This window comes from Streptomyces phaeoluteigriseus (assembly GCF_001896135.2).
In the GTDB taxonomy this organism is placed as follows: domain Bacteria; phylum Actinomycetota; class Actinomycetes; order Streptomycetales; family Streptomycetaceae; genus Streptomyces; species Streptomyces phaeoluteigriseus.
This window is the reverse complement of the sequence record NZ_MPOH02000015.1, coordinates 776014-792776: the sequence shown is the minus strand read 5'-3', so window position 1 is coordinate 792776 and position 16763 is coordinate 776014. Positions and strand designations below refer to the sequence as shown.

The following is a 16763-nucleotide window of genomic DNA, read 5'->3' as shown; positions in this document are numbered from 1 at the left end:
GGGATGTCACACCTCCTCGGGCTCGGTGAGCAGCGGATAGACGCCGTTCTCGTCGTGGTCCTCCCGTCCCGTGACGGGCGGGTTGAACACGCAGATGCAGCGGAAGTCCTCCTTGACGCGGAGCGTGTGCCGCTCGTGCCCGTCGAGGAGGTACATGGTCCCGGGCGTGATGGTGTGCGCCAGCCCGGTCTCGTGGTCGGTGAGTTCGGCCTCGCCCTCCACGCAGACGACGGCCTCGATGTGGTTCGCGTACCACATCGACGTCTCCGTGCCCGCGTACAGGATCGTCTCGTGCAGGGAGAAGCCGACCCTCTCCTTGGCGAGGACGATGCGCTTGCTCTCCCAGGTGCCGGACGCCGACCTCACATGCCGGTCGGTGCCTTCGATGTCCTTGAACGAACGGACGATCACGGTGTTGCGATCCCTCCTGGATAGGTGGTGTGCCGGAAAGGTCAGGCGGTCTCGGGCACGGCGACGGTCTCCCGCACGGCGCGGGCGAGGACGCTCATGCCCTCGTCCAGCTCCTCGGGCGTCACGGTGAGCGCCGGCAGCAGCTTGACGACCTCGCTCTCCGGGCCGGACGTCTCGATCAGCAGCCCGAGTTCGAAGGCGCGGCGCGCCACCCGCCCGGCTCGCGCCTTTTCGTGGAACTCCAGGCCCCACACCAGGCCACGGCCCCGGTACTCCTTGACGTCGGCCAGGTTCTCCTCGGTGATCGAGATCAGCTCCTGCTCGATCTGCTCACCGCGCCCGCGGGTCTGCTTCTCCATCGCCGACCCGTCGGCCCAGTACGTCTCCAGCGCGGCGGTGGCCGTGACGAACGCCGGGTTGTTGCCGCGGAAGGTGCCGTTGTGCTCGCCCGGCTCCCACACGTCCAGCTCGGGCTTGAACAGGCACAGCGACATGGGCAGGCCGTAGCCGCTGATGGACTTGGACACGGTGACGATGTCGGGGGTGATGCCCGCCTCCTCGAACGAGAAGAAGGCACCGGTGCGCCCGCACCCCATCTGGATGTCGTCGACGATCAGCAGCATGTCCTGCCGCTCGCACAGCTCGGCCAGCGCCCGCAGCCACTCCGGCCGCGCGACGTTGATGCCGCCCTCGCCCTGCACGGTCTCGACGATCACGGCGGCCGGCTTGTTGAGTCCGGAGCCCTGGTCCTCCAGGAGCCGCTCGAACCACAGGAAGTCCGGGACCTGGCCATCGAAGTAGTTGTCGAACGGCATCGGCGTGCCGTGCACCAGCGGGACGCCCGCCCCGGCCCGCTTGAACGCGTTCCCGGTGACGGCGAGCGAGCCGAGCGACATCCCGTGGAAGGCGTTGGTGAACGACACGATCGCCTCGCGCCCCTTCACCTTCCGGGCCAGCTTCAGCGCGGACTCCACGGCGTTGGTACCGGTCGGGCCCGGGAACATGACCTTGTACGGCAGGTCGCGCGGCCGCAGCACCAGATCCTGGAAGGTCTGGAGGAAGGTCCGCTTGGCGACGGTGGACATGTCGAGCCCGTGGGTGACGCCGTCGCGCATCAGGTAGTCGATCAGCGCCCGTTTCAGAACCGGGTTGTTGTGCCCGTAGTTGAGCGAGCCGGCGCCCGCGAAGAAGTCGAGGTACTGGTGTCCGTCCTCGTCGTACATCCGGCTGCCCTGCGCCCGGTCGAAGACGACGGGCCAGCCGCGGCAGTAACTGCGCACCTCGGACTCGAGGGTCTCGAACACGCTGAGGTCGGGCTGGGTGATGGTCACGGCGAAAACGCTCCTCGATGCGGTGGGGGAGTCGTGCGGCGGTCGGCGGTGGGGGGCCGGGTCTCCGGGGAAGGCTCAGACGGAGGTCAACGGGCCGATGCGGTAGAGGACTTCGGGATCGTGCGGGCCGTCCGGGAACAGTCCCGTGTCGAACAGGACCTCGCGCGTGACGTCCGCACCGTGGCGGGCGGCGTAGGAGGTGAACAGCCGCTCCGAGGCGGTGTTGCCCGGCGTGATCGTGGTCTCGACGCTGGTGAGGGGGCGCTCGGCGGCGACCCGCGCGGTCAGCGCGTCGAGCAGCGTGGCGGCGAGGCCGCGGCCGCGGTACGCGCCGTCGACCGCGACCTGCCAGACGAGCAGCGTCTCCGGTGCCTGGGGACGGACGTACCCGGTGACGAACCCGACCGGTTCGCCGCTCTCGGCGCGCGCCACCGCCGAGGTGCCGGCGAAGTCCCGGCACCACAGCAGGTAGCTGTAGGAGGAGTTCAGATCGAGAGTCCCGGATTCCTTGGCGATACGCCAGAGAGCGGCCCCGTCCGCCGCCGAGGGGCGGTCGATCCGCAGGTCTGCTTGTGTGGCAGTCATGCGGATTGAACTTACCGAGGGAAATTAAAAAATGCATGGAGAGGCGGCGATGGTTTGGTGATGCCCTCGTGGTCGGGTGTCGGTTTGTGGCGTTTTGTATCGGCTAAAACGGGGCAAATCGCTACCTCTGTGCAATGCGTCACGCGCTCGTAATGTGCTCGAAAAATCTTTGCGTTTGGGCCCGGGAGATCCGGGCAGGAGAACTCGGGAAACCCATCCTGGGAAAGGGTGAGAGAAAGGCGGGGAAAGGAACTGCGGAATTACCGTGAATTCAGGCTCCGGTGGCCCCGTCGATACGCTCCCGCAGAATGTCCGCGTGGCCGTTGTGCCGCGCGTACTCCTCGACGAGGTGGATCAGCACCCAGCGCAGACTGACCTCCGCCCCGGCCGCCGGCCCGCCGTCGATCCGCCCGGTGTCGTCCAGCGAGCGCCCCGCGGTCAGCTCGCGCCCCCGCGCGATCTCCCGCTGCCACACCGTCAGCGCCTCACCCAGTCCCCGCTCGGGGCTGAGCGCGTACCCGGTGGGGTTTTCGAACACGGGCGGTACGTCGAGTCCCGCGAACACCCGCTGGAACCAGTTCCGTTCAACCTCGGCGAGATGCTGGACCAGACCGAGCAGCGTGAGGGAGGAGGGCTCGGCCGAGGCCTGCCGGACCTGGGTGTCGTCCAGGCCCGCGCACTTCAGCTTCAACGTCGCGCGGTGGAAGTCGAGCCAGCTGTCGAGCATGGCCCGCTCGTCACCGGTCATCAGGGGGACGGGACGGCCGTCCGGGAGAGTGGTCATGCGGCGAGCATGGCAGGGCCCACTGACACCCCGGCCACGAGTGCGACCCGGCCGACCATCCCTGCCCCTCGGCCACGAGCGCGACCCGGCCGACCATCCCTGCCCCTCGGCCACGAGCGCGACCCTGCCGACCGGCCCGCCCCTCGACCCCGCCGACCCGCCCGCCATCACGCCGACCCGGCGCCCTCCTCACCGCCAGGCCTGCTCCCCCGCTCGCAGCGCGCCGGCGAGGTCCACGTCCAGGCCCCGCTCCGCGAGCGCCGCGCCCAGTGCCGTCAGGCTGCTGCGGACCGCGCCCGGCGTCGCGTCCGCCCCGTAGTGGTTGACCCGGATCATCTCCTTGGCCAGCGCGCCCCCGCCCGCGGCCAGCGGCAGCGCCGGGTCGCTCGCCAGCGCCCGCGCCACCAGCTCCGAGGCGACGACACCCGCCGGCGCCCTCAGCGTCGTGGCGACGGGCGCGGCCTCCCGCGCCTCGTGCACGTACGGCTCCAGCCCGGCCCCCAGCGCCACCGCACCCGCGCGGGTCGCGGCGGCGGCGGACGCGTGCCTGGCCATCACGGTGTCCAGGCCGTCCGCCTCGATGCGCTCCACGCAAGCCTCCAGCGCCAGCATCTCCAGTTGAGCCGGAGCGTGCGGCAGCGCCTTGCGGCCGCCGTCGAGCCACCGCTCCTTCCAGTCGAGCAGCGAGAGGTAGGAGCGGCGCGGCGCCTTCGGGTTCGCCGCCATCCGGGCCCACGCCCGCTCGCTCACCGACACCGCCGACACGCCTGCCGGACCGCCCATCGCCTTCTGCGCGCCGATCACGCACAGATCCACGCCCCACGCGTCCGGCAGCACCGGCTCGGCGCCCACGGACGCCACGGCGTCCAGGTAGAACAGCGCGTCGTGCTCCTTCACCACCTCGCCGATCTCCGCGACCGGGTTGGTGTTGCCGGTGGCCGCCTCGGCGTGCACCAGCGACACGAAGCCGATCTCCGGGTGCTCGGTGAAGGCCGCGCGGATCTGATCGGCGGTGGCCGCCGTGTGGAAGGGCACCGCGAGGTCGATCACCGTGGCGCCGCAGTCCCGCAGCCAGTCGCCGAAGGTCTGCCCGTACGGCCCGGTGATCACGTTCAGCGCGGTCGTGCCCGGCCCGGCCGTCCCACGGATCGCGCCCTCCAGCGGCAGCAGCGCCTCGCCCTGCATGATCACGACGTCCTGCCGGGTGTCCAGCAGCCGTGCCACCCGGTCCTCGACGGAGGCGAACCGGGCGGCGCTCAGCGGAGCGAGATCCAGGAAGGGGTGGGTCACGGCGGTGCTCTCTTCACTCACGGGGTAAGGGTGACGAGAGTAACCGGCGTGACCCCGGCCACCCCGGACCGGCGACTTCTTAGGTCGACGGACCCCGCTGCCAAGGGTTTGATTTGAGAGCCTCAAACTTCTCCTTATAATCGGAAGCTACAGTTCTCCCACAGGAAGGCCCGCCGTGAACACGCTCCTCGGGCGTCGCACCCGTGTCCTGGCCGCCACCACCGCTACGGCCGGGCTCATGCTCATGGCCGCCTGTACCTCCAGCGACGACGGCGGCAGCGGCTCCAAGACCGCCGCGGGCGGTGTGGAGCTGGTCAAGGCGGGTCAGCTCACCACCTGCACCCACCTGCCCTACCCGCCGTTCCAGTCGGAGATCGACGGCAAGGTGCAGGGCTTCGACGTCTCCGTGATCGACCTGGTCGCCGACGACCTGGGCGTGAAGCAGGAGATCCTGGACACGCCGTTCGAGAACTTCAAGACCGGCGCCTTCCTGAACTCCGGCGAGTGCGACCTGGCCGCCGCCGGCATGACCATCACCGAGGAGCGGAAGAAGAACGTCGACTTCTCCGACCCCTACTTCGACGCCACCCAGGCCGTCCTGGTGAACAAGGACGCCGGGGTGGACTCCCTCGCCGAGATCAAGTCCGGGAACGTCAAGCTCGGGGCGCAGGCGCAGACCACCGGCGAGGACTACGTGACCAAGCAGGGCTTCGACCCGGTCTCCTTCGAGTCCTCCGACGCCGTCCTCAACGGCCTGCGCACCGGCCAGGTCAAGGCCGTCGTCATCGACTACCCGGTCGTCCAGGGCTGGCTGAAGGACAAGGCGAACGCCGACGCCTTCGAGGTCGTCGACAACCTCAACACCGGTGAGCAGTACGGCTTCACGGTGAAGAAGGGCAACACCCAGCTGGTGGCGGCGATCAACAAGGCGATCGCCGACGCCAGGGCCGACGGCACCTACAAGAAGCTCTACGAGCAGTGGATCGGCCCGTACGACGCGACCGCGGCCTCCCCGTCCGCCTCATGAGCGACGCCACGAAGCCGGAAGCCCCGCCCCGCCGGAAGGGCCTGTCGAGAAGCCACAAGCGCAGGCTGTCGCGCGGCGTCCAGTACGTCGTCTTCGTCGCCGCCCTGATCGCGTTCGCGGCCTCGGCGGACTGGGACCGGCTGCAGAACCAGTTCGCGCAGGCGGACATCGCCGAGCAGATGTTCCCGGACGTCATCACGCTGGCGCTGAAGAACACCGTGCTGTACACCCTGTCCGGCTTCGCCGTCGGACTGGCCCTCGGCATGGTCATCGCGCTGATGCGGCTGTCGTCCGTGGGCCCCTACCGCTGGCTCGCCGGCATCTACATCGAGATCTTCCGCGGCCTGCCCGCCCTGCTGATCTTCATCTTCATCGGCGTCGCCGTGCCACTGGCCTTCCCGGGCACGGAGATCATCGGCGGCACGTACGGCAAGGTCGCCCTGGCCCTCGGCCTGGTCGCGGCGGCATACATGGCGGAGACGATCCGCGCGGGCATCCAGGCGGTGCCCAAGGGGCAGATCGAGGCGGCCCGTTCGCTGGGCTTCTCACCCGCCCGCGCCATGATCTCGATCATCATCCCGCAGGCCTTCCGCATCATCCTCCCGCCGCTCACCAACGAGCTGGTGCTCCTGTTCAAGGACTCCTCGCTGGTGCTGTTCCTCGGCGTCACCCTGGAGGAACGCGAACTGTCCAAGTACGGCCGCGACCTGGCCAGTACGACCGCCAACTCCACACCCATCCTCGTCGCCGGCCTGTGCTACCTGCTGGTGACGATCCCGCTCGGCTTCGTCGTGCGCCGTATGGAGGCGAAGGCCCAGGAGGCCGTGAAATGAGCCGACCGGAGATCGAAGTACGAGGACTGCACAAGTCGTTCGGCGACAACGAGGTGCTGCGCGGCATCGACCTGGAGATCGGCCAGGGCGAGGTCGTCTGCGTCATCGGCCCGTCCGGCTCCGGCAAGTCCACCCTGCTGCGCTGTGTGAACCTCCTGGAGGAACCCAGCAAGGGGCAGGTGATCGTCGGCGGCGTCGAACTGACCGACCCCGACGTCGACATCGACGCCGCCCGGCGCCGTATCGGCATGGTCTTCCAGCAGTTCAACCTCTTCCCGCATCTGACGGTGACCGAGAACCTGACGCTGCCGCAGCGCCGGGTGCTCGGGCGCGGCAAGGCGGAGGCGGCGCGCGTCGCCGCCGAGAACCTGGAGCGGGTCGGCCTGTCGGAGAAGGCGACCGCCTACCCCTCCTCCCTCTCCGGCGGCCAGCAGCAGCGCGTGGCGATCGCCCGCGCCCTGGCGATGGGCCCCCAGGCGATGCTCTTCGACGAGCCCACGTCGGCCCTCGACCCCGAACTGGTCGGTGACGTCCTCGCGGTCATGCGCATGCTCGCGAACGAGGGCATGACCATGATGGTCGTCACCCACGAGATGACCTTCGCCCGCGAGGTCGCCGACCGGGTCGTCTTCATGGACGGCGGACTGGTCGTCGAGGACGGCACCCCCGCACAGGTCATCGGCGCCCCCCGCCACGAACGCACCCGCCACTTCCTCTCCCGCCTCCTCGACCCGGCGATGGCCGAGGTGGAGGAGGAGACCTCGGACCAGGTCGGCGGGGCCACCTGAGGGTCGGTCTAAGGTGCCGTGCATGAGCGACGACACGGTGCTGCACGTGAAGGGCAGGGTCCTCGCCGGACCGGACGAGGACCAGGTCCGCGACGAGCTGTGGGTGATCGACGGACGTGTCTCCTACGACCGTCCCGCCGGGGCCCGCGACATCCGCACGGTGACCGGCTGGGCGCTGCCCGGCCTGGTCGACGCCCACTGCCATGTGGGCCTGGGCGCGCACGGGCCGGTCGACGCCGACGTCGCCGAGAAGCAGGCGCTCACGGACCGCGACGCCGGGACCCTGCTGATCCGCGACGCCGGCTCGCCCTCCGACACCCGCTGGGTCGACGACCGCGAGGACCTCCCGAAGATCATCCGAGCGGGCCGGCACATCGCCCGCACCCGTCGCTACATCCGCGGCTACGCCCACGAGATCGAGCCGGACGACCTCGTCGCCTACGTCGCCCGGGAGGCCCGGCGCGGCGACGGCTGGGTCAAGCTGGTCGGCGACTGGATCGACCGCGACGCCGGCGACCTGACGGCATGCTGGCCGCGGGACGCCGTCGAGGCGGCGATCGCCGAGGCCCACCGCCTGGGCGCCCGGGTGACGGCCCACTGCTTCGCCGAGTCCTCCCTGCGCGACCTGGTCGAGTCGGGCATCGACTGCATCGAACACGCCACGGGCCTCACCGACGACCTGATCCCCCTGTTCGCCTCCCGCGGCGTCGCGATCGTCCCGACCCTGGTGAACATCGCGACCTTCCCGCAGCTCGCGGCCGGCGGCGAGACCAAGTTCCCGGCCTGGTCGGCCCACATGCGCCGCCTCCACGCCCGCCGCTACGACACCGTCCGCAACGCCTACGACGCCGGCATCCCCGTCTACGCAGGCACCGACGCGGGCGGCACCCTGCCCCACGGCCTGATCGCCGCGGAGGTCGCGGAACTGGTGAAGGCCGGCATCCCCCCGGTGCGGGCCCTCGCGGCGACCACCTGGTCCGCCCGCACCTGGCTCGGGCGCCCCACCCTCGACGAGGGCGCCCCGGCCGACCTGGCGGTCTACGACCAGGACCCCCGAGCGGACGTACGAGTACTGGCGGCGCCGGCGCGGGTGGTGCTGAACGGGCGGATCGTGGGCTGAATCCGTCGAAGGCGTGTGCGGGTGTGCCACGTTGGGGTGAAGTCGTGTGAGGGCGCTGTCGAACGGGCGGCGGTGCGACATCCTTTCGAGGTCCCAAGCTTCCTCTCTGGGGGTCCCACACCTTGAACGGCTACAACTTCCGCATGCCCGCACGCCGTTGCGCCACCGTGCTGGCCGCCACCGCCCTCGCCGCCGGTCCCGCGGCGCTGGCCGGCGCGCCCCTCGCGCACGCGACCGACGAGGGGAGTGCCGGCGCCGTCGTGCTGCGCACCGGCCTCGACGTGGCCCTGCTCGACAAGACCGTCGACGTGCCCCTCGCCGTCTCCCTCAACGAGGTGCGGGCGCCGCGGAGCGCCGAGAAGACCGCACTGACCGTCGAACTGGACGGCGTCGACGGCGGCCGCCCCTTCAGCGTGCTGCGCGCGGACGTGGCCGAGGCGAAGGCCACGGTCGAGAAGGGCAGGGCCGAGGCCTCCGCCCGGCTCGCCCACGCCGAGCTGCACGTGCCCGGTCTGCCTCTCCTCTCCCTCGTCGAGATCGAGCCGTCTCCTCCCGGGCCGTCTGCGAGGCCGGGAAGGCACCGGTCGCCACCTCCACCCCGGTCGGCGCGGTCACCGTCCTCGGCAAGCGGGTGTCCGTGTCGGCCGGCGGCCCCACCGATGTGAAGGTGCCGGGCGTCGGCGAGGTCCGGCTGGATCTCGGGGAACGCGGGACGACGTCCCGTACGGCCGCCGCGACAGCCCTCGAACTCACCGTCTCCATCAACCCGTTGAACCTCAACGTCGCCGAGGTCACCGGCACGGTGACCCTCGCCGAGGCGACCTGCGAGACGCCGGCGGGGCGCGGCGGGGAGGCTTCGTCGAGCGCCGAGCCCGTCGGGGACGTCAAGGCACAGGGCGCCCCCGCGGAGGTCGGCCTAGCGGAGACGGGGGGCAGCTCTATGACGCCGTACGTCGCGGGCGGCGCGGTGGCCCTGCTGGCGGCGGGCGGGGGAGCGGTGGCCCTGACGCGGCGCCGCGGCTGAGGCACTGGGGCTCCGCCCCAGACCCCGGCCTGTGCCCACCCACCACCCGACTCGGTGAGATGAAAGGCGAGGTCCCGGGTACATCAGCCCGCCTGGGGGTGCCCCCCTCCGGGCGAGTCCGAGTCCGAGTCCGAGGACGAGGCGCGAAGCGCCGACAGGGGGTCCGGGGGCGGCCCCCAGGGTCGGGACGGAATGGGGCGGCGGGGGCGGAGGCACGCCCCCCCGGCGCCACCTCGCCTCCCAGGGGCGTCACCCCCCCCGGGCGTCACCCCGCCCCCACAGCCCGCAGGAACCCGTCCACCGTCCCTCGATCCCGCACCGCGATCCGCAGCCACTCATCCCCGAGCCCGGGAAACGTGTCCCCACGCCGCACCGCGTACCCGCGGGCACGCAACTCCCGCCGGACCGCCCCCGCCCGAGCCACCCGCACCAGCACGAACGGCGCCTGCGCCGGGCCGGCCACCTGCACCCCCCGATCCGCGAACTCCGCGAGTCCCGCCAGGAGATACTCCCGATCGGTAGCCACGCGGTGCGCCGCACGCGCCGCCTCGGCCAGCGCCGGAGGCGACACGCACGCCTCCGCCGCCGCCAGCGCGGGCGTGGACACCGGCCACAGCGGCTGAGCCCGCTCCAGCTCACGGATGGTCTCCGGCGCGGCGAGGACGTACCCGATCCGCAGCCCCGCCAGCCCCCACGTCTTCGTCAGGCTGCGCAGCACCACCAGACCGGGCACATCCGTGCGCCCGGCCAATGCCTCCCGCTCGCCCGGCACCGCGTCCATGAACGCCTCGTCGACGACCAGGGTCCGCCCGTGCCGGGCGAGCCCGGCGATCGTGGCGGCGGGGTGCAGCACCGACGTCGGGTTCGTCGGATTGCCGATCACCACGAGGTCGGCGTCCTCGGGGACGGCCGCCGGGTCGAGCCGGAAGCCGTCCTCCTCCCGCAGCAGCACCCGGTCGACGCTGTGCCCGGCGTCCCGCAGAGCCGCCTCCGGCTCGGTGAACTGCGGGTGCACCACCACCGGTCGACGGACCTTCAGGGCGCGGGCGAGCAGCACGAACGCCTCCGCCGCCCCCGCCGTCAGCAGCACCCGATCGACCGGCAGCCGGTGCCGCGCGGCGACCGCCGCCCGCGCGGCCCGACCGTCGGGGTAGGCGGCGAGGCCGGTCAGGGACGCGGCGATGCGCTCGCGCAGCCATGCGGGAGGCGTGTCCGCGCGGACGTTGACGGCGAGGTCCACCAGCGCCGAACCATCGTCACGCACCTCCGCGTCACCGTGGTGGCGCAGGTCGTGCCCGTCAGTGTGCATGGGAATGCGCATGCCCTCCGTGATGGTGGCCGTGGCCGTGGTCGTGCCCCTCGTCGTCGGGGTGGAAGTGCGGCTGCTGCGGCAGCCCCACCTTGTCCTCGAAGCCGGGCAGCGCGATGCGGTACACGCACGAGTCGCAGTTCATCCGCAGATCGCCCTTGACGGCCTCCGCGTACCGTTCCATCACCAGGTCCAGCAGCTCCGGCTCGGGCCCGATGACGTCCGCCGACCGCACCTCGACCTCCGGGTGCGCTGCCGCCCAGCCCTCGGTCTGGTGCCGTACCCGGTCCGGCAGGATCCCGGTGAACAGGAAGTAGGGGAGAACGACGATCCGCCGCGCACCGAGCTTCACGCACCGGTCGAGTCCGCTCGGCACGTCCGGCGCCGCGAGCGACACGAACGCCGTCTCGACACCGGCGTACCCGCGCCCCTCCCACAGCAGCCGGGCCGCCTTGTGCACCTCGGCGTTGGCGTCCGGGTCCGTCGACCCGCGACCGACCAGCAGCACGGTCACGTCGGCCAGGTCCTCGGGCGTACGCCCCACCGTGCCCAGTGCCTCGTCCAGCCGCCGCTCCAGCACGTCGAGGAGCGCCGGGTGCGGGCCCAGCGGACGGCCGTACGTGTAGGAGATGCCCGGGTGCCGCTCCTTCTCGCGGGCCAGCGCCGCCGGGATGTCGCCCTTGGCGTGCCCGGCGGACACCAGCATCAGCGGTACGGCCGCGAACCGCCGTACGCCGCGCTCCACCAGTTCCGTCACCGCCTCGCCCAGCGGCGGCGGGGACAGCTCGATGAAGCCGCCCGCGACGGGCAGTTCGGGGTGGCGGCGGCCCAACTCCCGGACGAAGTCGCGGAACGCCTCGGCTCCGGCATCGTCCCGGGTGCCGTGGCCGGCGATGAGCAGGGCGGGCGGCGGGGTGGTCACTGTTTCTCCTCGGAATGCGAAAGGGGGGTGTACAGCAGGGCGTTGAGCGCGGCGGCGGCGACCGCCGAGCCACCCTTCTCGGACACGTTGCTCACGGCGGGCAGGCCGCTCTCGCGCAACGCGGCCTTGGACTCGGCCGCGCCGACGAAACCGACGGGCAGGCCGATGACGAGCGCGGGGGAGGCGTCGAGGGTGAGCAGCTCCTCCAGGGCGGTCGGCGCACAGCCGATCACCCAGAGGGCGCCGGGCCCCACCTGCTCGTACGCCAGCCGGACCGCGTGCGCCGAACGGGTCAGTCCGGGACCGGCGGCGGCGTCCATGAGCCGGCAGACGGTCTCCCGGCGGGTGATGCCGGCGGCGACCATCTCCACGTCCACGACGACCGGCGCCCCGGCGTGCAGCGCGGCGTGCGCCTTCTCCAACGTGTCCTCGTCCATGACGAGGTCGCTCGCGTACTCCAGGTCGGCGGCGGAGTGGATGACCCGCTCCACCACCGCCCGGGTCAGCGGCGGGAAGCACGAGGTGTCCAGGCGGGCGCGCAGCCGCCGGAAGGACTCCTGCTCGATCGGGTGGACCACACGGTTCACTTGGGTTCCTCCTGCCAGCGGTAGCCGCGCGGCGTCACCATGCGGCCCGCGATGTCCCTGGTCGCCGTGTTGCCCACCGTCACGACCGTCATCATGTCCACCGTCGCCGGGTCGAGCAGCGCGAGCGTCGTCACCCGCGCGCTCCCGTCCGGCCGGGAGGCGTTGCGCACGACACCCACCGGCGTCGTCGGCTCCCGGTGTCCGGCGAGGATCGCCAGCGCCTTCGGCAGCTGCCAGTCCCGGCCCCGGCTGCGCGGGTTGTAGAACGTCACGACGAGATCCGCCTCGGCGGCCGCCCGCACCCGCCGCTCGATGACCTCCCACGGCGTGTGCAGGTCGGACAGGCTGATCGACACGTGGTCGTGGCCCAGCGGCGCGCCCAGGATCGCGGCGGCGGCCAGCGCGGCCGTGACACCGGGCACGCCGACCACGTCGATGTCGTCGGACGCCTCGGCGAGCGCGGGCGAGGCCATCGCGTACACGCCGGCGTCCCCGCTGCCGATCAGCGCGACGGCGTGCCCGCGGCGGGCCTCGGCGACGGCCGTGCGCGCCCGCTCCTCCTCCGCGCCGAGCCCGGACTCCAGGATCCGGGTGCCGGGCCGCAACAGGTCACGGATCTGGTCGACGTACTGGTCGAGCCCGACGAGCACCGAGGCCCGCCGCAGCTCGGCCTTCGCGCGCGGGGTGAGCAGGTCGCGGGCGCCGGGTCCGAGCCCGACCACCGCGAGCCGGCCGCGTCCGGGCCGCCGTACGACGGCACAGGTCGCCGTCGCGGGGACACCGGCCGACTTGCGCTTGGGCACGAGGAGTTCGCCGCCGCGGACCAGGGCGGCCGCCTCGGCGACCGAGGGGGTGCCGACGGCGGCGAGCGGCGCGGCGGACGGGTTCGGCACCTCGACGCCGGCCAGCTCCTCGGCGGAGTACGTCACCACGGGCACCCCGAGCCGCGCGGCGGCCCGCACGATGCCGGGTTCGTCCGCCTTGGCCTCCACGGTGGCCAGTTCGGCGACGCTACGCGGGGACAGTCCCGCGTCCCGCAGCGTGCCCTCGATCAGGTCGAGGACCTCCTCGACCGGCGCCCCCCTGGACGCGCCGACGCCGACGACGAGGGACGGCGGGCGCAGCAGCACCTCCCGGTCGGCGGGCTCCACGGCCCGGTCCGTCAGGCGCACGGTGTGGGCGCCCCGCTCGGCGAACGGCACCGGCGGCAGGGGCCACGCCACCTCCGCGTCGAGCGCGACCGGCTCACCGTCCAGCAGGGCCCGCGTCACGCCCGCGACATCGCCCTCCACGGGCAGCCCGAGAGTGTCCAGACCGGGGATCCCGACGGCGTCCGTCGCCGTCGTCACCACGGGCACCGCGCCCAGCAACTCGGCCACCTCGAGGGCGAGTGCGTTGGCGCCGCCCGCGTGCCCGCCGACCAGCGGGACCGCGAACCGGCCCGCCTCGTCGACGCAGACCACTCCCGGGTCGGACGCCTTGTCGGACAGCAGGGGGGCGACGAGCCGTACCACCGCGCCCGTCGCCAGGAAGCACACGAGCTGCTCGCACTCCGCGAACGCCCGCCGGACGGCGTCCCCGACGGGACCGTCGTACACGCGCGTGCGGTCCGGCCACGCCGCGGCCAGCCGGTCGCGCGCCGCAGCCCCCGCCGCGGTGGCGGAAATGAGGCCGATCACTGAGCAACTCCTTCTTCGGGGAAAGGGGTTCTGGACCCCCACAGCAGGAAAACGGGGTTGGTCGCCGCCAGCCGGGTCACATCCCCCGGCAGCGGCGCCAGCCGTGACGACTGGAGGAGCACGCCCTCCGCGTCGAACCCGGCGCCGGTGAGCGCGGCCCGCGCCGCCGGCACCCGGTCCAGCGCGGCCATCGCGACGACCACGGTCCGCCGGGCCCGCGCGCGCACGCCCCGACGACGGCGGGCAGCTCCCGCCCGCCGCCGCCGACGAACACCGCGTCGGGGTCGTCGAGTTCGCCGAGCACGTCCGGCGCGCTGCCGTGCACCACATGGACGTCGACCTCGTGCGCGGCGGCGTTGGCGCGGATCCGGCCGACACCGTCCGCGGTCTTCTCCACGGCGCTGACGGCGGCGCCCAGCCGCGCGCACTCCACGGCCACCGAACCCGAACCCGAGCCCACGTCCCAGACCAGGTCGCCGGGGCGCGGCCCGAGCCGGGCCAGGGCCAGCGCCCGCACCTCGAACTTGGTGATCATCGAGTCGCGGTGGGCGAAGTCGCCCTCGTCCAGAGCCCATCCGGCGGGCCGGCGCGCCGGCCCCGCGAGCGTCCGCACCGGACCGTGCGCCCGCGCCTCGTCCAGGCACAGCACGACACTCACCGCCGGCCCCCAGTCGCGGGCCGCCGCCTCGGCGGGCGTGACCCGCTCCACGCGTTCGTGCGCCGGATCGCCCAGCGCTGACGCGACGACGAGCATCCGGCCGGGGGAGGTCCGCGCCAGCGCGGCGCCCAGCTCGGCGGGACCGGCGCCGGGCCCGGTCAGCACGGCCACCTTCGGATACGCCCGGCACAGCTGGACGGCCGTCCGCGGGTCCCGTCCGTGCGCGCTGACGACGACGGCGTCCTCCCAGGTCAGGCCCAGCCGCGCGAAGGCGGCGGCGACGGAGGACACCCCCGGCACGACCTCCAGCCGGTCCGCGCCGAACCGCTCGGCGAGCGCCCGCACGATCCCGAAGAACCCGGGGTCACCCGACGCCAGCACCACCACCCGCCGCTCGTCGGCGACGTACGTCCCGATCGCGTCGAGCGCGGGCGCCAGTGGCCCGAGCACGATCCGCGCGACGCCCTCCGGCAGGTTCACGGCGTCCAGATGCCGCCGCCCGCCGACGACGAGGTCCGCCCCCGCCGTCGCCCCCGCGGGAACGGGGGCTCCGGTGCCCGTGCCGACCACGGTGATCGGACGGCTCACGTACTGGCACCCCGCTCGCGCAGGGCCCTGCGGGCCTCGGGGTCCGCCTTGCGGTAGCCGTGGAAGTGACCGGGGTGGTACAGGTGCGAGCGGGTGCCGTGCGCGGCGAGCGCCGGGCCGACCAGGAACAGCGTGTGCTTCCAGAGCTTGTGCTCCTTGACCGTCTCCTCCAGCGTGCCGATCGTGCACCGCACGACCAGCTCCTCCGGCCAGGTCGCCTGATAGGCGATGACGACGGGCGTCGTGGTCGGGTAACCGCCCTCCAGCAGCTCCCGCACCAACTGCCCGCTGCGCGCGGCCGACAGGAAGACGGCCATCGTCGTGCCGTGCTTGGCGAACTCCCGCACCTCCTCGCCGGGCGGCATCGGCGTCTTGCCGCCGCCGAGCCGGGTGAGGATCACGGACTGCGCGACCTCCGGGATCGTCAGCTCGCGCCGGGCGAGCGCGGCGACGGCCGAGAAGGAGGACACCCCGGGCACGATCTCGGTGTCGATGCCGATCTCGTCGCAGCGGTCCACCTGCTCCTGCGTACCGCCCCACAGGGCGGGGTCGCCGGAGTGGATCCTGGCCACCCTGATGCCGTCGCGGTGGGCCCGTTCGTAGACGGCGACGACGTCCTCCAGGGACATGGTCGCCGAGTCGAGGATCTCCGCGTCCTCGCGCGCGTGCTCCAGGACCTCCGCCTGGACCAGGCTCGCGGCCCAGATCACGACATCGGCCTCGGCGATGGCGCGCGCGGCACGGAACGTCAGCAGGTCGGCGGCGCCGGGACCGGCGCCGACGAAGGTCACCTTGCCGGTGGGGGCGTCGGCCATGGATTCGGGTCCTCTCATCACGGGGTGGGAAACGGTGGGGAAAACGGTGTCGGAAACGGGTGGTGGCGAAGGTGCGCGGCCGGGGCCCGATCCGCTACGAAGGGCACATGGCGGTGATCGTCGCGCTCGGCGCTTTCCTGATGACGTTGGCCGGCGGCTGGACGGCGCAGCGGGTGACCGACCGCCGCCATCTGGTGCTGGGCCTGGCCGGGGGCCTGATGCTGGGTGTGGTCGGCCTGGACCTGCTGCCCGAGGCCCTGGAGGCGGCCGGCACGGAGGTCTTCGGCGTCCCCGCCGCACTGCTGCTCTTCGTGGCGGGCTTCCTGCTGGCCCATCTGGTGGAACGTCTGCTGGCCCACCTCCCCCACTCTCGACTTCGCTCGAGCGGGGGGACCCCCATGGCCACGCACGGCGCCGGCGAACACAACGGCCGCAGCCCCGAGGTGGGCCTCACGGCCGCCGCCGCGATGGTCGGTCACAGCGCCATGGACGGCGTCGCGATCGGCGCGGCCTTCCAGGTCGGCGGCGGCATGGGCACGGCCGTCGCACTGGCCGTCATCGCCCACGACTTCGCGGACGGCTTCAACACGTACACCATCACGAGCCTGTACGGGAACGCCCGCCGCAGGGCCCTCGCCATGCTGTTCGCGGACGCCGCCGCACCGGTCGTCGGCGCCGCCTCGACGGCGTTCGTCAGCATCCCCGAACCACTGCTCGGCGCCTACCTCGGCTTCTTCGCCGGGGCCCTCCTCTACCTGGCGGCGGCCGAGATCCTCCCCGAGGCCCACCACGAGCACCCCGCCCGCTCGACGGTCCTGTGCACGATCACGGGCGCGGCCTTCATCTGGCTGGTGGTGGGACTGTCGGAGTGAAACGCCGACCCCCGGACGCAGGGCCCGACCGGGCGAGGCCGCGGTGGATCGAGGTGGGGCTCCGGCGGGCGAGGCCGTGGTGGATCGGCGCTGGGTCTCGTCGGGTGAGCCCGTGGTGGTTGAGGGTTGGGCCTCGTCGG

At 72.7% G+C, this 16763-nt stretch carries 15 protein-coding genes and 2 pseudogenes; 6 read left to right on the top strand and 11 right to left on the bottom strand.

Annotated elements, in window-relative coordinates; genetic code table 11:
* Window positions 1-6: 6 nt before the first annotated feature.
* The 5 genes from BM536_RS21525 to BM536_RS21505 form a co-directional block, all read right to left on the bottom strand.
* Complete coding sequence (locus BM536_RS21525) at window positions 7-411, bottom strand: ectoine synthase (RefSeq protein ID WP_073494145.1); 405 nt, start codon at window positions 409-411, stop codon at window positions 7-9.
* Window positions 412-452: 41 nt separating this feature from the next.
* Window positions 453-1742 carry a diaminobutyrate--2-oxoglutarate transaminase gene (gene ectB / locus BM536_RS21520; protein WP_073494143.1) on the bottom strand — a complete coding sequence of 430 codons (1290 nt, stop codon included), beginning with the start codon at window positions 1740-1742 and terminating at the stop codon, window positions 453-455.
* A gap of 75 nt (window positions 1743-1817) precedes the next feature.
* Window positions 1818-2327 (bottom strand): diaminobutyrate acetyltransferase, encoded by a 510-nt coding sequence (gene ectA, locus BM536_RS21515; protein WP_073494141.1) that lies wholly within the window; start codon window positions 2325-2327, stop codon window positions 1818-1820.
* A gap of 271 nt (window positions 2328-2598) precedes the next feature.
* On the bottom strand, window positions 2599-3111 hold the full coding sequence (locus BM536_RS21510; protein ID WP_073494139.1) for a DinB family protein: 513 nt from the start codon (window positions 3109-3111) through the stop codon (window positions 2599-2601).
* 189 nt (window positions 3112-3300) lie between these two features.
* Window positions 3301-4401, bottom strand: coding sequence for a pyridoxal-phosphate-dependent aminotransferase family protein (locus BM536_RS21505; RefSeq protein ID WP_094103512.1), 1101 nt, complete (start codon window positions 4399-4401; stop codon window positions 3301-3303).
* A gap of 175 nt (window positions 4402-4576) precedes the next feature.
* On the opposite strand from BM536_RS21505, the gene BM536_RS21500 reads away from it, so the two are divergent.
* The 5 genes and pseudogenes from BM536_RS21500 to BM536_RS21480 all read left to right on the top strand — a co-directional run bounded on the left by BM536_RS21500 (window position 4577) and on the right by BM536_RS21480 (window position 9193).
* Window positions 4577-5428: an ABC transporter substrate-binding protein gene (locus BM536_RS21500; protein WP_073494137.1), complete on the top strand. Its 852-nt coding sequence runs from the start codon at window positions 4577-4579 to the stop codon at window positions 5426-5428.
* Complete coding sequence (locus BM536_RS21495; protein WP_073494166.1) at window positions 5425-6261, top strand: amino acid ABC transporter permease; 837 nt, start codon at window positions 5425-5427, stop codon at window positions 6259-6261. Before BM536_RS21500 ends, BM536_RS21495 begins: the two co-directional genes overlap by 4 nt.
* Window positions 6258-7049 carry an amino acid ABC transporter ATP-binding protein gene (locus tag BM536_RS21490; RefSeq protein ID WP_073494135.1) on the top strand — a complete coding sequence of 264 codons (792 nt, stop codon included), beginning with the start codon at window positions 6258-6260 and terminating at the stop codon, window positions 7047-7049. The genes BM536_RS21495 and BM536_RS21490 overlap by 4 nt, the downstream gene beginning before the upstream one ends.
* 22 nt (window positions 7050-7071) lie before the next feature.
* Complete coding sequence (locus BM536_RS21485; RefSeq protein WP_094103351.1) at window positions 7072-8169, top strand: amidohydrolase family protein; 1098 nt, start codon at window positions 7072-7074, stop codon at window positions 8167-8169.
* Window positions 8170-8291: 122 nt separating this feature from the next.
* Window positions 8292-9193: pseudogene (locus tag BM536_RS21480) on the top strand (SCO1860 family LAETG-anchored protein).
* Between the two features lie 265 nt (window positions 9194-9458).
* Here the strand turns inward: BM536_RS21480 and cobC are convergent.
* From cobC to cobM, 6 genes and pseudogenes are all read right to left on the bottom strand, one after another.
* On the bottom strand, window positions 9459-10514 hold the full coding sequence (gene cobC / locus BM536_RS21475) for an Rv2231c family histidinol phosphate aminotransferase CobC (RefSeq protein WP_094103350.1): 1056 nt from the start codon (window positions 10512-10514) through the stop codon (window positions 9459-9461).
* Window positions 10492-11424 carry a sirohydrochlorin chelatase gene (locus BM536_RS21470; RefSeq protein ID WP_073494133.1) on the bottom strand — a complete coding sequence of 311 codons (933 nt, stop codon included), beginning with the start codon at window positions 11422-11424 and terminating at the stop codon, window positions 10492-10494. Before BM536_RS21470 ends, cobC begins: the two co-directional genes overlap by 23 nt.
* On the bottom strand, window positions 11421-12011 hold the full coding sequence (locus BM536_RS21465) for a precorrin-8X methylmutase (protein WP_073494131.1): 591 nt from the start codon (window positions 12009-12011) through the stop codon (window positions 11421-11423). Before BM536_RS21465 ends, BM536_RS21470 begins: the two co-directional genes overlap by 4 nt.
* The gene (gene cobJ / locus BM536_RS21460; protein WP_094103349.1) at window positions 12008-13690 is read right to left on the bottom strand and encodes a precorrin-3B C(17)-methyltransferase; all 1683 of its coding nucleotides are present in this window, start codon (window positions 13688-13690) and stop codon (window positions 12008-12010) included. The genes BM536_RS21465 and cobJ overlap by 4 nt, the downstream gene beginning before the upstream one ends.
* A pseudogene (gene cbiE, locus BM536_RS21455) lies at window positions 13687-14924 on the bottom strand (precorrin-6y C5,15-methyltransferase (decarboxylating) subunit CbiE). The gene cobJ and the pseudogene cbiE overlap by 4 nt, the downstream one beginning before the upstream one ends.
* Window positions 14925-14932: 8 nt before the next feature.
* Entirely contained in the window at window positions 14933-15751 is an 819-nt protein-coding gene (gene cobM / locus BM536_RS21450; RefSeq protein ID WP_094103348.1) for a precorrin-4 C(11)-methyltransferase, read from the bottom strand.
* Window positions 15752-15858: 107 nt separating this feature from the next.
* Between cobM and BM536_RS21445 the strand changes: the two genes are divergently transcribed.
* Window positions 15859-16623 (top strand): ZIP family metal transporter, encoded by a 765-nt coding sequence (locus BM536_RS21445; protein ID WP_094103511.1) that lies wholly within the window; start codon window positions 15859-15861, stop codon window positions 16621-16623.
* Window positions 16624-16763: the final 140 nt, after the last annotated feature.